The sequence below is a fragment of the Luteitalea sp. genome (genome assembly GCA_009377605.1).
GTDB lineage: Bacteria > Acidobacteriota > Vicinamibacteria > Vicinamibacterales > Vicinamibacteraceae > WHTT01.
Window position 1 is genome coordinate 1 of sequence record WHTT01000060.1, and the last position, 17,202, is coordinate 17,202.

Consider the following 17,202-nt stretch of genomic DNA (forward strand, 5'->3'; position numbering starts at 1 on the left):
ACGGCCTCCAGGTGGCCATCAATCGACCGTTCAGGAATGGCTTGCTCCTCAAGGGCGCGTACACCTGGTCGAAGTCGATGGGCGACTCGCCCGACGGTGAGGACGACCAGGACAGCCTCTTCTGGAACGCGCCGAACCAGCTCCATCGCAACTATGCGCTGCAGCCGTTCGACCGCACACACGTCTTCCAGCTTGGATTCCTGTACGAGCTGCCATTCGCGCGGAACGCCACAGGTCTCACCAAGGCACTGGCCGATGGCTGGCAGGTGAACGGGGTCTTCTACGCCTACACTGGCTTACCCTTTACGGTAACCGCCAACAGCGGCATCTCGATCAACATGCCTGGCAACGAGCAGACGGCTGATCAGGTAGGAGACCCTCAGAAGCTCGGGAACATTGGTGACGATGGCCCGTACTATGATCCGAGCGCGTGGGAGCAGCCCGAGGGTGTGCGCTTTGGCAACAGCGGCCGCAGCTCCGTCCGCGGACCCGGCGGCTGGAACACGGACCTCTCGGTCTTCCGGAGGTTCCCGATGGGCGGCACGCGCAACCTCGAGCTTCGCGTCGAGGCGTTCAACGTCTTCAATCACCCGGTCTTCACGAGGCCTGAAACGACGCACTCGTTGACCGACGACACCTTCATGCAGATCTTCGACACCGACGTCGGTCCGCGAGCGGTCCGCCTCGGTATGCGCTTCAGCTTCTAATGGATACTCACATCGACCGGAGAGCATTCTTGAAGGCCTCTGCCGTCGCGGCAGGCGGCGCGACCCTCGCGTCCGGCACCGCGTCGCGCGCTCAGGTGCCAACCGCTGCCAGTCCCTCTGCGAAACCGATCCGGCTCGGTTTCGTTGGTATCGGGGGAAGGGGCACGTACCACCTCGACTGCGCGCTCGGGATGGAGGGCGTGGAAATCCCAGCGCTCTGCGAGATCCGAGAGGATCGGCTGCAGAACGCGAAGAAGATGGTCGAAGAGTCGGGCCGCGGCGAGCCCACCCTCTATGGCCGCGGCGAGACGGACTTCCAGCGGATGTGCGAGACCGAGGCGCTCGACGCCGTCATCTGCTCCACCTCCTGGAAGTGGCACACACCAGTGTGCCTGGCGGCCATGCGAAGCGACAAGCATGCCGTGAGCGAGGTCCCCATCGTCCTCACGGTAGACGAGGCGTGGGAGCTGATTGAGACCTTCGAGAAGACCAAGAAATGGGCCACGCTCGCGCTCGAGCAGGTGCTGCTCGAATCCAGCGACGGGATGAACCTGGCCGTCTTGAACATGATCAAGGAAGGCGTCCTCGGCGAGATCATTCACGCCGAGGGCGGCTACATCCACGACCTCCGACTCGTGATGCACGATCCGGAGGAAGAGCCGTGGCGTCTCTGGCACTCGATTCATCGCAACGGCAACCTCTACCCGGATCACCCCATGAACACCGTGATGCCGTATCTGGACGTCAATCACGGCGACCGCTTCGACTTCCTCATGTCCATGAGCACGCGTTCCGGCATGCTCAACGAGTTCGCGAAGACGTACTACTCGCCGGATCATCCCAATGTCACGCTGGAGATGAAGCAAGGTGATTACAACGCGACCATCCTCCGTACGGTCGATGGCAAGGTCGTGACATTGAATCACGACACCCACACGCCGCATCCCAGGGGCATCGTTCGCGTGCAGGGGTCGAAGGGCGTGTTCATGAACGGGCGAGGGCTCGACGGGCCGAAGATCTACCTGGACGGCATCAGCCCGGAAGAGCACGAGTGGGAGGACGCGACGCCGTACCTGCAGGAATATCAGCACCCGCTCATCAAGGCGTACGACCCACCGGAGCGCACAGCCATACGCGGGCACGGCAGCGGCGCCAGGCGAACGCCGCTGACCTGGAGCCTGCTCGTCGAGGCGCTGCGCCGGGACGAGATGCCGTACTTCGACGTGTACGACTCGGTCACCTCGAGCGTCATCTCTCCGTTGACGGAGAAGTCCGTCGCCAACAGGAGCAAGCCGGTCGACTTTCCGGACTTCACCCGAGGCAAGTGGCAAAGCCGGCCGCGTCTCGACCTGTTCAATTTCGTGGCGTACGTCTGACCTGGGAAGCGAAAAGAGACGCGTATGGGCACCTCGACGGATCGCAGGAGCTTTCTGAAGACCCTTTCCGCGCAGTCTCCGCGCGGAACGGATCGGCCGATCAAGCTTGGATTCATCGGCGTCGGCGGGCGCGGCTCCTTCCACCTCGATGCTGCCCTGGGCATCGAGGGGGTGGAGGTGCCGTGCCTGTGCGACATCAGCAACGCGAATCTCTACCAGGCAAAGCGGTGGGTGGAGGAATCCGGTCGTCCCACACCGCGTCTCTACAACCGCAGCGAGACCGATTTCGAGCGCCTCTGCGAGAAGGAGGAGCTCGACGCCGTGCTCTGCGCCACCTCGTGGGAATGGCACGTGCCGGTCGCGCGCGCGGCCATGCAGAACGGCAAGCACGCGATCATGGAGGTGCCGCTCGTCCTGACGGTCGATGAGGGCTGGGAGCTGATCGAGACCTTCGAGCGCACCGGTAAGTGGGCCACGCTTGGCGTCGAAGGGTTCCGCAGCCTGGCCGTGACCCACATGGTGCAGCAAGGCCTCTTCGGCGAGATTCGCCACGCCGAAGGCGGATACGTGCACGATCTTCGGCTCGTGAAGTTCGACCCTGAGCGCGAGCCGTGGCGCCTGCACCATTCCGTCGAGCGCAACGGCAATCAGTACCCGGATCATCCGATGAGCGCCATGATGCCGCAGCTCGACATCAATCACGGCGACTGCTTCGAGTATCTCGTGTCAATGAGCTCGAAGGCGATCATGCTCAATGAGTTCGCGAGGTTCTACTACGGCAAGGATCATCCGTATGCGACCAAGCCGATGGCGCAGGGCGACTACAACGTCACGCTGATCCGTACGGCCGGGGGCAAGATGGTCACGCTGAACTTCGACACCAACACGCCGCATCCACGCGGTTTCTATCGCCTTCAGGGGACCAAGGGCGTGTGGTGGTCGCCGCACTACGTGGAGACGCAGGAGTCGCGCATCTACATCGAGGGCCGCAGCCCGGAGAGCCATCAGTGGGAGCCCGCCGCGAAATACGTCGAGGAGTACCAGCACCCGGTGCTCAAGAGCTACAGCCCCGCACCGCGCCGCGCCGCCCTCCGGGGACACGGTGGCGCCTCGCGGCGGACGCCCATCGAATGGCATCGCATGATCGCGGCGCTTCGCGAAGACAGGATGCCCGACTGGGACGTGTACGATTCAGTGACGTCGAGCGTCATCTCGCCGCTGTCGGAGCAGTCGGTCGCCATGAACGGACGCCCCGTGGACTTCCCCGATTTCACCAAGGGTAAGTGGAAGGCCGCATCGCGATGGCTCCTGACTTGATAGCTCTTTCCTACACGTAGCGCGCGCGCCCTACCATCGCGTGGAAGGGCCGCCGGGCTCACCGCTCGACGGTAATCACTCCCCACGGACGGTCGCCCACCTCGATCTTCTTGATGACGGTTCGCTTGGCGAGGTCGACGACCGAGACGTCGTTCGAGGGCCCGTTGGCGGTGTAGAGGTATCGGCCGTCCGGCGACACGGCAATGCCCCATGGGCGCTCACCCACCTCGAAGGAGGCGGTCACCTCGTCTGATGCCGTGTCAAAGACGACGACCTGGCCGCCACGGCCGGTGCTCACATACGCTTCCGCTGCATCTGGCGAAAGCGCAATCGCCATCGGTCTCAGCGTTGGCGCACCCAGTTTGATGGTCTTGATCTTCTTGTGACTCCGTGGGTCTACGACGGCGACACCCGCCTCGTTCTCCAACGTCACGTACGCCTTCGATCCGTCCGGTAGGAAGGCGCTGTCGCGCGGGCGCAGGCCGACCGGCACGTTTGCGATGACCTCCGCCTTGGCCGTATCGATAACGGCCACGCCATGGTCACCTTCCGACGTGACGTACACCACGCTCCCATCGGGGCTGGTCGTCACCCCTTCCGGCTCCTCGCCCACCGGCAGCGCCTTGATGATCTTGCCGCTGGCCGTGTCGAGAATGCTCGCCTCGGCCTTGTCCTCGTTGGAGATATAGAGCAGGCGTCCGTCCGGGCTGAGGTCGAACTCTTCCGGGTCCGATCCGGACTCCAACACCTTCTCGAGCTCGTTCGCCTGAAGGTTGAACCGGCCGATACCGTCTGCGCTTCTATCCGGGGGCGGCAACGTCGACTCGTCCACGCCGGGCGGCGAGATCGGCGAACCGCTCAGCGCGACGTAGATCGTCTGGCGATCGGGGCTCGCGTGGATGCCGCGTGGCCGCTTTCCAAGCGGCACCGTGGCAATGACCTCGTGCGTTGCGCCGTCGATGACGCTCAGATCGCCCGACATCTCGTTGGTGACGTAGATGCGATACGCGCCGGGCCGATCCTGCGCCTCGGCACGCGCATTCGTCGTTGTCGGCTCTCCGGCACTCCCGCCGCAACCCATCGCCGCGAGCACGGCACCAATAACAAAGCCATGCAATAAGCGCATCGTTACCCCTTATTGCCTTGGACGCGCCCGACCTAAAGTCGGGCCTACACTCGAATGCCGAAACTGCACACCGTACTCGTAGCGCAGGCCTTTAGGCCTGCCAACAGCGGCACGACACATGGGCAGGCCTGAAGGCCTGCGCTACGGCCTGAAGAGGCTCAGAATCTGACGTCGATGCTGAGCCAGGCGGTACGCGGAGCCCCAGGGCTCACGAACCGCCTGTCATCGAAGTCTGCACCCAGCAGAGACGCGTCACCAAGCACGCCAAATGTCTGATACTCCGCGTCGAAGACATTGTGCACGGTCACCGAGGCGGCAAGCTCTGGTGTGATCCAGTACCGCGCGCTGGCGTTCAGTAGCCAGAAGCCATCCAATGGCGCGAGCCGGTTCGCCTCGTCTCCCCGGTAGAACTGCGACGATTGCGCATGAAGGACGCCGCCCAGCTCGAGTCGTCCGACGCTCGCCTCCACACCGGCTTTTGCGGTGTGCAGCGGCACGCCTGGAAAACGACTGCCGGCTTCAACCTCGATCTCACCCGATGCCGCCTCGGGATGCTGTTGGCTGGCGATCTGTAGATCGGTTCCGAACCTGACATTCTGGAGGCTGTAGCTGCCGAACGCGTGAAACAGCGCGCCGTGCGCCTCGACGCCAGCCTCGAGACCGCGCCTGGAGGTCCGGTCGACGTTCTCGAAGTGCCCTTCACCGCGGAGCGCGCCGCTGCTGACAAAGATGATGTCGTCGCGAGACGAGGTGGAGAACGTCGCAATGGTCCACTCCAGCGCTCCCGTCGTACCTCGCACACCGCCCTCCCACGTCCGAGCGACGACCTGCTCGAGCGGCGGATCGGACACGAACGCGTTTGGAAGCCGGCACGGGTCCTCCGGGTCGGCGCAGGTCAGCTCCACAGCCGTTGGAATCCGTGACGACTCGCTGTAGCCGCCATACAGGTTGATCGCGGGCCTGAGCTGATACGTCACGCCGGCGGCTGGATTGACGCGCGCGAAGCGATGGTCTCCATTGAGCGCGGTGCCTATCTGGTCGCGGAGGGCCATTGTCGACCAGTTTGCGCGAGCCGAAGCGGTGACGGCGATCGTGCTGGTCATCGACCACGTGTTGGTCAGGAAGACACTGCCGTTCACCATGCGGCTGCGAAGCCCCACCGCCGCCTCGTCTTCGAACAGCCCCGTGCCGATGGTGCCGCGGTCCGGCGTGAGATGCGCCCACTCTGACGCAAAGGCAAAGCGCGTGACGCCGGCATCGAGGCCGCCACCCACGATCAAGTGGTTCTCGCGGCCGAGCATCGGCGCCGTGTGCGTGAGCTGTGCGCTGACGCCGGAGGCGTTGGTCCGCGTGTCGCTCAGGCTATTGACACCATCGAACGCCAGCTCGTCAATCCTCGTCCAGCACCCCTTCCTCCTCTGTCTCCTCCTCTGTCTCCTCCTCTGTCTCCTCCTCCTCCTCCTCCTCCTCGTCCTCCTCGTCTGCCGCATCGCCGTTGAAGGTGTCGACGCTTCCGTCGCGATAGTACGCAACGGCGTCCAGACGCGTCCGATCGGAGTGCACGCGGCGCGCGCGCACGGTCGCCATGAGCATGCGATTGTCGGTGGCGTCTGGATGTGTGAACACGGCGCGCCTGTTGGTTGTGAGGAGCTGCTCGGGCACCGCACCGTTGCCGATGACGTCGTTGCTCGCCGCGGTGACGCTGACCTGGACGAGGTGGACCTTGTCGCGCCACGCGACGTCGCCGTACACGCGACGCACCGATGAGGGTGAGAAGTCGCGCCACCCATCCTCGTCTGTCAGCGTGCCGGCCGCGAAGTACGCCAGCGAGCCGCGCCGACCACCGGACGACACCTCGAGCGTCTTCCTGCCGAACGAGCCCAGCGTGAAGGACGCGCTATGACCAGGGTGCGTGAACCCATCCTTTGTTTGGATGCTCAGCGCGCCACCGAGTGTATTGAGCCCAAAGAGCGGATTCGAGCCAGGGATGCCGTTCACGCTGGCAATCGCCGCCACCGGGATCGTGTCCCAGCTCACCGTGTCGCCGAACGGCTCGTTGATCCGCACGCCGTCCTGGTACAGGGCCAACCCCTGGGCGCCGCCGAGCAGCGGCGATCCGGTGAAGCCGCGGAAGAGCAGATCCGGCTGGAACGTGCCGCCCTGTACCTCGCTCAGCTGCATGCCCATGGCGCGCTCGGCGAAAAGCGACGGCAGCTCGGCCTGCGGAGCGGCCCGCGAAACGGCCCTGGCGCTTGGGGTGAGCACCTGGACGTTGGCTGGAATCTTCAGCTTCGGAAGGCCGATCCCATGGATCGGTGTGACGCCAACCACCTCGATGGTCTGCTGATAACGTGGAGCCTGCGAGCTCTGCGCCTGCGGTGCCTGGTCTGGATCCTGCGCTGCTGCGGCAGGAATGGTCGCCAACAGCAACGCGATGAGAGGCAGGCAACGGACAATCATCGGAAAGGCGTGTGGTCTCGTCCTCGTCTCTTCATTGACGCGCCGACTCGGGCAGCGCGAAGGCGTACAGCGCGTTGCCGCCAGGCACCGCGACGTACTGGCGGCCACCCACGGCGTACGTCATCGGACCGCTCCTCCCCACCGTGCCGCCAAGATTCGTCCTCCACAAAACGACACCACTGCGCACGTCGAGGGCGACGAAGGTGCCGTCCATTCCGCCCCCAAAGAGCACGTCGGCGGCCGTCGTGAGAACGCCGCCCTCAGTATAGTTGGGCATCTTGAATTCCCACTTCTTCTCGCCGGTGCGTGGATCCAACGCTCGAATGGCGCCGTATCCCTCTTCTTCCTTCCGGACGGCCGCACGCACGCGCACCTCTCGCCGCGAGCCGGGAGGCGGCCCGCCCCTGCCGGCATACTTCTCCCCTGGCACGTACTTCGCGGGCGCTGAGTACGACACGGAGCTGTAATTGTCCCACGTGGGCACATAGATCAAACCGGTGCGCGGGCTGTACGACGGCGAGTACCAGTTCGTGCCGCCTTGCGTGCCAGGTTCGATCAACGTGCCTTCCGGGCTCGATTGTGACCCGGGGGCGCGGATGGGGCGACCCTTTTCGTCGAAGCCGATGTTCCAGTTCTGTGTGACGAACGCCTTGGCCATCAGAAACTCGCCGGTGGCGCGATCCAGCACGTAGAAGAAGCCGTTGCGATTGGCCCACAGCATCAGCTTCCGCGGCTCGCCTTCCCATTCCGCGTCGACCAGCACCGGCACCTGCACCGAGTCGTGATCGAAAGGATCGCCAGGTGTGAACTGATAGTGCCATTTCAGCTTGCCGGTCGCGACATCCACGGCAACGACCGAGTTCGTATAGAGGTTGTCTCCGGGCCGCGGCTCGGTGTTCCATCCCGGGTTGGGATTCCCCGTTCCCCAGTACGTCACGTTCAATTCGGGATCGTAGGCGCCAGTCACCCACAGCGGCGCACCGCCATGCTTCCAGGAGTCGCCACCCCAGCTCTCGTTGCCCGGCTCGCCTGGCTGGGGAATCGTGTTGAAGCGCCAGAGCTCCTTCCCCGTCGCCGGATCGTGCGCGCTCAACCAGCAGTTCTTCCCCCACTCGTTGGTCCCGACACCGACCAGGATCTTGTCATCCACGGCCAACGGCGCAAGCGTCACCGAATAGCCTTCTTCCGTCTCCGCGAGCAGCGTGTTCCACCGCTCGCGCCCTGTCTTTGCGTCGATGGCAATCAGGCGCGCATCGATCGCCACCCAGTACACGGTGTCGCCGAGAATGGCGACACCCTTGGCGACCTTGAGCCAGTACTTCGCGTGGGGTTCGACTCATACCGATAGGTCCAGAAGATGCGGCCCGTGGCGGCGTCGAGCGCCACCACCTCGTCTGCTTGGACCGTGTACATCACGCCGTCCACCACGAGCGGCGTGGCCGAATAGCCTCGGTCCAGGATGTAACCCGGTTGATAGACCCATTGCAGCTGCAGGTTCTTCGCGTTGTCCGTCGTAATCTGGTCCAGCGCGCTGTAGCGGTGGCTATCGTACGTCCCCGAGTAGGTCAGCCAATTCTGCGGCTCCTTGGAGGCATGCCGGATCCGCTCATAGCTCACCTGCGCTTGAACGGAGCCCACGAGAAGACAGACGGCCACCGCGGCGGTCGGGAGTCTCATGGCTGGCCCTCCTGTTCGGCGACGAGATAGTGAATGATGTCGATGACCTCCTGCTCGCTCAGCTTTCCTCGATAGGAAGGCATCAAGCCCTTCTCCACGAACGACAGCTCACCGACGTCTGCTCGCTGATACGACCGAAGCTGCCCGTTCGTGTCTCGTAGCTGAAGGCTGAACGCATCCTGGTTGAGGAGCGTTCCTCTCACGGTCTCGGCCTCGCGGGTGACCAGTTGAATGACGCGGTTCTCAGGGGCGATCTCGGCGTCCGGCTCCAGCATCGAGCGCTTCAGCTCGTCCATCGTGCGCCCTCGCGTCCCGAGGTCCGTCAGATCGGGACCGGCGTACGATCCCTGGTCTTGCACGCGATGGCAGGTGAAGCAGTCGTTGCCGGCAAAAAGCGCCTTCCCCCCCTGCGCATCGCCAGCAGGCAGCGTGAGCGTCCCGCCAAGCGCCTCTGATCGCAGGAATGCCACAATCTTCTCTGCGTCTGCATCGCTCACGTTCGAGGGCGGCATGGCGCCGCCCTCGGAGCCCTTGATCATCACCTCGGTGAGCCGCTCATCGCTCATGTTCTGGCGAAGGAACTTGCCGCGCAGCAGATCCAGGGGCGGAAGCGCGTCCCCCCGCGCCCCGTGGCACAGCGCGCAATACGTCTGATAGAGCTCCGCCCCCGCGCTGACCTCTTCCGCCGAATACAGCTCTACCTCCGGCCGCTCCTGCGCCACCAGCGGACCGCTCACCAGCAGGAACAGGACAAAAGCCGCCCCCGCGCCTCGCCAAGGTGTCACTGTCTCACCTCCCTGGGCTTACAAGGAAACCTTTAGAAAGTGATTGTAAGGCCCTAATCCATCCAGCGAATGACGACCTCTGGCAGAAGCCGTTCGATGTCTTCCCGGCGAACGAACCCGGTCTCTTCGCACAGCAGCTTGGCGCTTCCGCAGGCCACGCCGAGGCGGAGGGCCTCCTCCATGGGCGCCTGACGGGCCAGGCCGACAGCCAATCCACCGACGAGACAGTCGCCAGCGCCTACGGTGTTGCGGATCTCGCGCACGCTCGGTGCCGAGACGAGGCACGTCCGGCCATGCCAGGCGGCAACGACGCCCAGCTCGCCAGCCGACACCACGACTAGCTCCACGCCCCGGCGCTGCAGCTCATGGACGGCATCCACGAGATCCTCTTTACCAGCGAGGGAACGACCGATCAAGGCTGCCGCTTCCGCGATGTTCGGTTTGATCGCAAAGACGCCCGCGCTGACCGCCTCGCGCAGCGCGGCGCCGCTCGCATCGACGAGGCACCGGATGCGGCGCTCGGCGAGCGTGCGGCCAAGACGTGCGTACGTGCTCGCGTCGAGCCCGGGCGGCAAGCTTCCCGAAAGCACCGCCACGTCTGCTCCCTTGCAGCACTCGAGAAAGCACGATGTCAGTGACTCTCGCTCTGCCTCACGCAGCGCTGGGCCCGGTTCCAGAATCTCCGTCACTCGGCCCTCGCGATCCCTGATCGCGAGACAGGTGCGAAGCGTGCCCTCTATCCGCACGCCGTGGAAGGCGACGCCGCGAGCTTCGAGAAACGACCTGAGCTCTTCGTCGCTCCGTTCATCTACGCAGCCGACGAGACGGACCTCTTCTCCAAGCGCTGCAACGGCAAGCGCGACGTGCAGCCCTTTGCCGCCCGGCAGCGCCTGGACATTCCGTGTCCGCGTGACGCCGCCGATCTCCAGGAGGTCGACGTCGATCTGCTTGTCGATCGCGGTGTTGAAGCCTGCAACGGTGATCACGACGAGGCCCGCAAGAAGTCGCCCAGTTGGCTCGCGTCCGGCTGACTCGTCACGCCGCCCAGACCAAGCGTTGACAGCGCACCGCACGCGGCCCCCTGCCGCATGCATTCCTCCAAGGAGCGTCCGCGCAGCCAGCCGTGGAGGAAGCCCGCATTGAACGAGTCGCCCGCGCCGGTCGAGTCTACGGCGTCGATTGGAAACGCAGGCACGTGGAGCGGCTCGCCGTGAGACAGCGCCAGGCATCCCTTCGCACCAAGCTTGACGACCGTCACCGTGCGCCCATTATCGAGCTTCCGTAGTCCTTCGAGGTGGTCGCGGCATCCGGTCACGGCGGCGAGCTCCACCTCGTTGGGAAGAAAGATGTCGGTGAGCCGAAGCAGGTCGACCAGGTCATCACCCCAACGCTCGCGTGGATCGAATCCTGGGTCGAGTGACGAGGTGAGGCCAAGACTGGACGCTCGCGCAAATAGCCGCGCGCAGCACGGACGAAGCCCTGTCTGCAGGAAGTAGGAAGACACGTGCAGATGCGCGAACTGCGAGAGGACCTCCTCGCCCAGCCCCGCGTCGGTTTGGACGCGGCTGGCGCCCGCGAACGTGACGAGCGTCCTGTCGCCGTCGAACGGAATGGACACCGTCATCCCTGTTTGAAGCGAGCCGTCCTGTGTAATGCGCGAGACGTCTATGCCCGCCTGACGCAATATGTCCAGGCAGTAGTCTGCCCAGCCGTCGCGCCCGACCGTGCTGACAAACGATACTGGATTCCCCAGCTTGGCCAGGCCGACGGCGAAGATCGCGGAGGCGCTGCCGAGCGTGAGCGCGCAGCTCTCGGCAAACACTTCGTGGCCGGGCGTGGGATAGCTATTGACGCCGTGGAGCACCAAGTCGACGTTGAGCTCGCCGACGACCAGAGTTCGCTTCATTGAGTGATCGAGACTCGCAGCGCACACCTTAGGTCTGCGTGCGCCGATGAATGTCGAATGACGCTACGACACGGGCGATTGCACCGTTTCTGGAGGGCCGATCCGGCTCGCAGCCGACGTGGAGCGACGAGAAGAACGCCATGAGCTGCCCCGCGAGCATCTCGAGCAGCGGCAGGTCGTCGTCTCGCAACGCATGTTCGTCGGAGACGTTGATGACAACAGCTGGCGTTCGAGCGCAATCGGTGGCGAGTCCCCGTCCGACGATCACCTTCAGCAGCCCGAGGTCCTTCTGATCCATCTCACGGATGACGTCCATCTCGTAGGCGCGCGTCACCGGATCCGAGGACAGGAAGCAAAGCAGCACCGTGCCATCGTGGACCGCGCTCATGGGTCCATGCCGCAGCGACAGATACGTCTCGGCCATCGTCGGCATCTGTCCGGCGGTCATCTCGAGCATCTTGAGGGCGGCTTCGCGCGCTGCACCATACATCGAGCCACTGCCAAGGAAGACGGCAGACCGGAAGCCATCGCGAGCAATGCGCGCGAGCGCATCCGCGTGCTGCAGTAAGAGCTGGGTCGCCGCTGCCGCGAGGCCCTCGATGCGTGAGATGTACGAATCGGGCGCATCGAGCGAGCCGAGAAACCTGCCAGCGGCCAACATGTTGGTGAGACTGCTGGTCATCACCAAGCTTCTATCGCACGTCGCATCATCGAGCACAACGGCCAGCGCGCGCGGATCGCGCTGGTATCGCTGCGCCAGGCGTCCCTCTTGGTTGCACGTGATGATGAGATGGCGGCACTCTGGCTCGGTCTCGAGGAGCAGGTCGATCGCAGCGGAGCTCTCGGGGCTGTTGCCTGACCTGCCGAGCGAGATCATCAAAGAGGGGCGCTCCACGGGCAGATGGCGGACGCCGTCGGTGAGCAGCTGCCCCGCCGGCACCGCGACGACCGGCCGAGGAAGCGCGCCATGCAAGCACCACGACAGGCACTCCGCGCCGTAGAACGAGCTTCCGGATCCCGTCACGAGGATCGCGCCGGCCGGGCCTTGTGCAGAGGCATCCTGCAGGAAGCCTACGAGGATGTCGCGCCGCTGCACCATGGCGGCCGCCGTCCGGCGCCAGGTGCCCGGCTGCTGACAGATCTCGCGCAGCGTGTGATAGTAACCACTTGCGTGCTGCGCCTCGACCGGCCTGTCCAGCAGCGCGGCGAACGAGGCAACCCGGGCTCCGAGCTCGACCGCTGCGGCATCGGGCGGCTGCATCGAGGTGGGCTCCGCCGGTTGCGCGAGCGGCGCATCGCTTACCGCTCGCCTGCGCGTCGTCTCAGGCATGGGGCATCGGCTCCGGACACAGCGTTGACAGGCACAAGCGTCCTGCTTGGGGGTCTTGCTTGACAGGTTCGCATCGTAAGACTATAAAACAAGTTAACACAGGATATAGTAAACAGGTAGAAAACAATAGCAGCAACCAAGCGAAAGGTTACACCCAATGCCGGCGCCAAGTGGAGCCCGTCTGATGACGGAAGAGCGGCGGCGACAGATCGTCGATCTGGTCGGGCAGCAGAAGCGCGCCACCGTTCACGAGCTCGTCCAGCGCTTCAATGTCTCGGCCGTGACGATTCGCGCCGATCTCGACGCGTTGGCGGAAGTGTCAGCGGTGGTCAGGTCTCACGGCGGCGCGCTGGCGCCGCTCGAGGGCGACCGCGACGTGCCGGTTGACGTCAAGGAGACCTTGCGGCGGGCGGAGAAGTCCCGCATCGGGCGTGCCGCCGCGCAGCTCGTTCGTGAGAACGAGACGATCATCCTCGACTCGGGCACGACGACGGCGGAGGTGGCCCGGCATCTCAAGCTGCTCAATCTCAAGTCGCTGACGGTCATTACCAACGCCTTGAACATTGCCATGCAGTTGGCCAGCGTCCCGCAGGTGCGCGTCATCATGCTCGGCGGCATTCTTCGGCCGTTGTCCTATTCCCTGGTCGGGCCGCATGCCGAGCAGGCGCTGCAGGGTCTCAACGCCGAGCGGCTCTTCCTTGGCGTCGATGGATTCGATGCGGAGCTTGGCCCCACGACGCCAGACGTCCTGGAGGCCCAGCTCAACGCGCTCATGATTCGCGTCTCCAGAGAGACAACGATCGTGGCCGACTCCACCAAGTTCAGTCGCCGCAGCCTCTCGCTCATCGCCAAGATCGACAGTATTCATCGGGTCATCACTGATGACGGCGTGCCTCCCGAGACCGTCTCGGCGCTGCGCGCCCGAAGCGTCGACGTGATGGCGGTCTGAGAAACGGCGAAAACGAGGCTGCCCCCGTTTTTCGTATGTTGGAAAACGGGGGCTGTCCCCGTTTCTCGCAGACACCGTCAACCATGACACGCCCTCGCAATCGCAAACCCCGAGGCTGGCTCTTCTACGCGACGTTCACCACCGTGGCGTGGGGCATCTGGGGCGCGTTCATCGAGATCCCGGAGCACGCGGGCTTTCCAGCCACGCTTGGCTACGCGGTCTGGGCGCTCACGATGATTCCGTGCGCCGCGGTAGCCCTGCGCAATACGCACAGCCGTGTGGACTCCGATGGGCGTGCGCTGCTGCTCGGTGGCGCAATCGGCTTTCTCGGTGCTGGGGGCCAGCTCCTCTTGTTCCAGGCGCTGCGATCCGGTCCGGCATATCTCGTCTTTCCTATCATCTCGCTCTACCCGCTGGTCACGATCGTCCTCTCCGTCACGCTGCTTCGCGAGCGTGCGGAAGGCCGACCGCTCGCTGGCATTGTGCTCGCGCTTCCGGCAATCGTGCTGCTCTCGTACGTCGAGCCCACGAGTGGTGGAACGACCGGCTACGGTTGGCTGCTGCTGGCCGTCACGGTGCTCTTCATGTGGGGCGCCCAGGCTTTTGTCTTGAAGAAGGCGCAGGACGACATGAGCGCCGAGGGCATCTTCTTCTACATGGCGCTCACCGCTGTGCTGCTCGTGCCGGTCGCGCTGCTGATGACTGATTTCAGCGCACCCATCAACTGGGGTCTCCGCGGACCGTATCTCGCCGCGCTCGTGCACATCCTCAATGCTGCAGGGGCGCTCAGTCTCGTGTACGCCATGCGTTACGGCAAGGCCATCATCGTCGTGCCGATGACGGCGCTCGCGCCGGTCATCACAATTGTCCTCTCGCTGCTGATCTACCGGGAGCTGCCGTCGATGTATCACACGATCGGCATGCTCTGCGCCGTGCTGGCGATCTATCTCTTCGCCACGGAATCGCCGGGAGCCGACGCAGAGCACCCGCCCGTCGAGGTCGAATCGTCGACCCGCCCCGTTGATACCCGCAACGCAGGCCTTTAGTCCCACGCCTCATTTGTGTAGTCAGCGGTACGGACGGTAGGGCGGGGCTTTAGCCTGGCGCATCGGGCGCATACCTCCGGCTCCCGCCGCACAATGGAAAGCAAACGCAACCCACGCGCCGTGACGGTCACCCGGCTCGCGTCGCGATCGGCCCCTGAGCGCTAATCCTCCTCGGCGCCCAAAAATGGCGACGCGCAACGGGCATCGGGGACCCCTTTTTCTCGCCGCGATTGCCACCTCGCGATCATCGCGCTGGCGCAGCGGGCCCAACCCCTGCTAGAATCGTTTTCCCTCCCAAAGACAATCTACACGTGACCGATCGCGGCACGAGCCTCCCTGGAGTGCAATCCATGACTGACCAGATCGTTTCAACCTTCCAGAAGAACCTTCGCGGGCAGCTCGTTCGTCCTGGCGACGCCAATTACGACACGGCGCGCTCTCTCTACAACGGCATGATCGACAAGCGTCCGCGGTTGATAGCCCGCTGCGTAGACGTTGCCGACGTCATCACGGCGGTCCGCTTCGGCCGCGAGCAGGGTCTGCTCATCGCGATCCGCGGCGGCGGGCACAACGGACCGGGGCTCGGCTCTTGTGACGATGGGCTGGTGATCGATCTGGAGATGATGAGGAGCGTGCGCGTCGATCCGGCGAGTCGGACCGTCCGTGTCGATGCTGGGTGCACGTCCGGCGATGTCGATCATGCCACTCACCCCTTCGGCCTGGCGGTCCCCTTCGGCATCGTCTCCACGACCGGTGTGGCTGGCCTCACGCTCGGCGGCGGCACCGGGTATCTCACGCGCAAGTACGGCCTCACCATCGACAACCTCCTGGAGGCGGACGTCGTGCTTGCCGACGGACGCTTCGTTACGGCCAGCGAGGATCAACATCCCGATCTCTTCTGGGCGCTTCGCGGCGGCGGCGGCAACTTCGGCGTCGTGACCAGCTTCCTCTTCCGGGCGCATCCGGTTGGCATGGTCTACGCTGGCCCGATCTTTTGGGATGCCATCGACGCACGAGTAGTCATGCAAACCTATCGCGACTTCCTGGCGTCGGCGCCCGAGGAGCTCGGCGCCTTCGTGGGCCTCAAGACGGTGCCGTCGATGGACCCGTTCCCCAGGGACTCCTGGGGTAAGCGCGCCTGCGCGGTGATCGCCAGCTACAACGGCTCGGCGGCAGACGGCGAACGGGCTATGGCGCCGCTGCTCGAGGCCGTGCCGCCGCCGATGTTCAACTGGATGAGCGCGATACCGTTCCCCGCGATGCAGGCGCTCTTCGATCCGTTCTTTCCCAAGGGGCTGCAGTGGTATTGGAAGGGCGACTTCGTCCAGTCGCTTCCCGACCAAGTCATCGACGTGCACATCGCGCAGGCGGCTCGGGCGCCAACCGAGCTCTCGCTCATGCACCTCTACCCCATCGATGGGGCTGTCGAGCGCGTGGCCAAGGACGCAACCGCCTGGAGCACACGCGACGCGCGGTGGTCGATGGTCATTGCAGGGATTGATTCGGACCGGAACGGCGCTGACGCGCTCAAGGCATGGGGGCGCATGTACTGGAAGGCGGTCCACCCATACAATCTCGAGGGCGCCTACGTCAACTTCATGATGGATGACGAGGCGGAGGGCCGGGTCGAGGCGACCTACGGCGACAACTACCGCCGCCTGGTGTCTGTCAAAGCAACGTACGACCCTGACAATCTCTTCCGGGTCAACCAGAACATCCAGCCGGTGCACGCGTAACAGCAGGTCCGGGCTGTTCAGTGCGTTGGGTGGTGGCTCACCCACCTTCGGTGTGCGATACCGGGCCGGTTCAGACGGTCTCGAGATAGCGGTGAATCGTGTAAATCGCGGCGGCGCCCTCGCCCACCGCCGAGGCGACGCGCCGGTTGCTGCCAGCCCGTACGTCGCCGGCCGCGAACACGCCGGGCATGCTGGTCTCGAAGAAGAACGGATCGCGATCCAGCGTCCAGCCGCGCGGCTTGCGGCCGGATCGGAACAGGTCTGGACCTGTCAGGATGAATCCCTTCTCGTCGCATTCGACGACAGCGGACACCACGTCGGACCTCGGTGCGGCGCCGATGAAGATGAACATCGCGTCGACATCGATGCTTCCTGGCTGGCCGGTGTCGAGGTTACAGATCGTCACCTGCTCGAGGTGGCCGTTCCCGCAGGCGCCCGTCACCTCGACCCGCGCGAGCACGTCGATGTTCGTCGTCGCCGCGATCCTGTCGACCAGGTACTGCGACATCGACACGGAGAGACTCTTCTGGCGTGCGAGCACCACAACTCGCCGTGCATAGCGCGTGAAGAAGAGCGCCCCTTGGCCGGCTGAGTTCGCGCCGCCCACGACACACACGTCTCGGCCGCGATAGATGGCTGCCTCCGTCGTTGCGGCGCCGTAGTAGATGCCGGCGCCGACCAGCGGCGCCACGCCCGGCACGTCCAGCATCGGTCGCGCTCGATCGCGCTCAACACCTCGGGGTCATCGTCGACGGTGAGAATGACGGGTTTGGCCACGTGAAAGTCC

At 64.6% G+C, this 17,202-nt stretch carries 15 protein-coding genes; 5 read left to right on the forward strand and 10 right to left on the reverse strand.

Annotation, left to right across the window (positions count from 1 at the left end; genetic code table 11):
• Positions 1-706: 706 nt before the first annotated feature.
• Positions 707-2,083, forward strand: a complete 1,377-nt coding sequence (locus GEV06_18760; GenBank protein ID MPZ19932.1) for a twin-arginine translocation signal domain-containing protein — start codon at positions 707-709, stop codon at positions 2,081-2,083.
• A gap of 24 nt (positions 2,084-2,107) precedes the next feature.
• Positions 2,108-3,400 (forward strand): hypothetical protein, encoded by a 1,293-nt coding sequence (locus GEV06_18765; GenBank protein MPZ19933.1) that lies wholly within the window; start codon positions 2,108-2,110, stop codon positions 3,398-3,400.
• Between the two features lie 58 nt (positions 3,401-3,458).
• Here GEV06_18765 and GEV06_18770 read toward each other — a convergent pair whose 3' ends face one another.
• The 9 genes from GEV06_18770 to GEV06_18810 form a co-directional block, all read right to left on the reverse strand.
• Positions 3,459-4,526 (reverse strand): beta-propeller fold lactonase family protein, encoded by a 1,068-nt coding sequence (locus GEV06_18770; protein ID MPZ19934.1) that lies wholly within the window; start codon positions 4,524-4,526, stop codon positions 3,459-3,461.
• A gap of 158 nt (positions 4,527-4,684) precedes the next feature.
• Positions 4,685-6,016, reverse strand: a complete 1,332-nt coding sequence (locus GEV06_18775) for a TonB-dependent receptor (protein MPZ19935.1) — start codon at positions 6,014-6,016, stop codon at positions 4,685-4,687.
• Positions 5,916-6,986: a TonB-dependent receptor plug domain-containing protein gene (locus GEV06_18780; protein ID MPZ19936.1), complete on the reverse strand. Its 1,071-nt coding sequence runs from the start codon at positions 6,984-6,986 to the stop codon at positions 5,916-5,918. The genes GEV06_18775 and GEV06_18780 overlap by 101 nt, the downstream gene beginning before the upstream one ends.
• A gap of 31 nt (positions 6,987-7,017) precedes the next feature.
• Positions 7,018-8,250 carry a PQQ-binding-like beta-propeller repeat protein gene (locus GEV06_18785; protein MPZ19937.1) on the reverse strand — a complete coding sequence of 411 codons (1,233 nt, stop codon included), beginning with the start codon at positions 8,248-8,250 and terminating at the stop codon, positions 7,018-7,020.
• The gene (locus tag GEV06_18790; protein ID MPZ19938.1) at positions 8,229-8,663 is read right to left on the reverse strand and encodes a hypothetical protein; all 435 of its coding nucleotides are present in this window, start codon (positions 8,661-8,663) and stop codon (positions 8,229-8,231) included. Before GEV06_18790 ends, GEV06_18785 begins: the two co-directional genes overlap by 22 nt.
• Entirely contained in the window at positions 8,660-9,448 is a 789-nt protein-coding gene (locus tag GEV06_18795; GenBank protein ID MPZ19939.1) for a c-type cytochrome, read from the reverse strand. Before GEV06_18795 ends, GEV06_18790 begins: the two co-directional genes overlap by 4 nt.
• Before the next feature lie 53 nt (positions 9,449-9,501).
• Positions 9,502-10,542, reverse strand: a complete 1,041-nt coding sequence (locus GEV06_18800) for a hexose kinase (protein ID MPZ19940.1) — start codon at positions 10,540-10,542, stop codon at positions 9,502-9,504.
• The gene (locus GEV06_18805; GenBank protein MPZ19941.1) at positions 10,431-11,354 is read right to left on the reverse strand and encodes a carbohydrate kinase; all 924 of its coding nucleotides are present in this window, start codon (positions 11,352-11,354) and stop codon (positions 10,431-10,433) included. The genes GEV06_18800 and GEV06_18805 overlap by 112 nt, the downstream gene beginning before the upstream one ends.
• A 28-nt stretch (positions 11,355-11,382) precedes the next feature.
• A complete protein-coding gene (locus GEV06_18810) occupies positions 11,383-12,684 on the reverse strand; it encodes an SIS domain-containing protein (protein ID MPZ19942.1) in 1,302 nt (433 codons plus the stop codon).
• Between the two features lie 157 nt (positions 12,685-12,841).
• Here GEV06_18810 and GEV06_18815 point away from each other — a divergent pair, with 157 nt between their 5' ends.
• The 3 genes from GEV06_18815 to GEV06_18825 all read left to right on the forward strand — a co-directional run bounded on the left by GEV06_18815 (position 12,842) and on the right by GEV06_18825 (position 16,415).
• Complete coding sequence (locus GEV06_18815) at positions 12,842-13,633, forward strand: DeoR family transcriptional regulator (protein MPZ19943.1); 792 nt, start codon at positions 12,842-12,844, stop codon at positions 13,631-13,633.
• Positions 13,634-13,716: 83 nt separating this feature from the next.
• Entirely contained in the window at positions 13,717-14,679 is a 963-nt protein-coding gene (locus tag GEV06_18820; protein ID MPZ19944.1) for an EamA family transporter, read from the forward strand.
• Between the two features lie 350 nt (positions 14,680-15,029).
• On the forward strand, positions 15,030-16,415 hold the full coding sequence (locus GEV06_18825; protein MPZ19945.1) for an FAD-binding protein: 1,386 nt from the start codon (positions 15,030-15,032) through the stop codon (positions 16,413-16,415).
• A gap of 70 nt (positions 16,416-16,485) precedes the next feature.
• On the opposite strand, the gene GEV06_18830 is transcribed toward GEV06_18825, so the two are convergent.
• Positions 16,486-17,124: a hypothetical protein gene (locus GEV06_18830; GenBank protein MPZ19946.1), complete on the reverse strand. Its 639-nt coding sequence runs from the start codon at positions 17,122-17,124 to the stop codon at positions 16,486-16,488.
• Positions 17,125-17,202: the final 78 nt, after the last annotated feature.

What these genes read in the sequence shown, in the direction of transcription:
- GEV06_18760 (MPZ19932.1), top strand. Translation starts at nt 707, where the DNA reads ATGGATACTCACATCGACCGGAGAGCATTCTTGAAGGCCTCTGCCGTC.
- GEV06_18765 (MPZ19933.1), top strand. Translation starts at nt 2,108, where the DNA reads ATGGGCACCTCGACGGATCGCAGGAGCTTTCTGAAGACCCTTTCCGCG.
- GEV06_18770 (MPZ19934.1), bottom strand. Translation starts at nt 4,526, where the DNA reads ATGCGCTTATTGCATGGCTTTGTTATTGGTGCCGTGCTCGCGGCGATG.
- GEV06_18775 (MPZ19935.1), bottom strand. Translation starts at nt 6,016, where the DNA reads ATGCGGCAGACGAGGAGGACGAGGAGGAGGAGGAGGAGGAGGAGACAG.
- GEV06_18780 (MPZ19936.1), bottom strand. Translation starts at nt 6,986, where the DNA reads ATGATTGTCCGTTGCCTGCCTCTCATCGCGTTGCTGTTGGCGACCATT.
- GEV06_18790 (MPZ19938.1), bottom strand. Translation starts at nt 8,663, where the DNA reads ATGAGACTCCCGACCGCCGCGGTGGCCGTCTGTCTTCTCGTGGGCTCC.
- GEV06_18800 (MPZ19940.1), bottom strand. Translation starts at nt 10,542, where the DNA reads ATGCATGCGGCAGGGGGCCGCGTGCGGTGCGCTGTCAACGCTTGGTCT.
- GEV06_18805 (MPZ19941.1), bottom strand. Translation starts at nt 11,354, where the DNA reads ATGAAGCGAACTCTGGTCGTCGGCGAGCTCAACGTCGACTTGGTGCTC.
- GEV06_18810 (MPZ19942.1), bottom strand. Translation starts at nt 12,684, where the DNA reads ATGCCTGAGACGACGCGCAGGCGAGCGGTAAGCGATGCGCCGCTCGCG.
- GEV06_18815 (MPZ19943.1), top strand. Translation starts at nt 12,842, where the DNA reads ATGCCGGCGCCAAGTGGAGCCCGTCTGATGACGGAAGAGCGGCGGCGA.
- GEV06_18820 (MPZ19944.1), top strand. Translation starts at nt 13,717, where the DNA reads ATGACACGCCCTCGCAATCGCAAACCCCGAGGCTGGCTCTTCTACGCG.
- GEV06_18825 (MPZ19945.1), top strand. Translation starts at nt 15,030, where the DNA reads ATGACTGACCAGATCGTTTCAACCTTCCAGAAGAACCTTCGCGGGCAG.
- GEV06_18830 (MPZ19946.1), bottom strand. Translation starts at nt 17,124, where the DNA reads ATGCTGGACGTGCCGGGCGTGGCGCCGCTGGTCGGCGCCGGCATCTAC.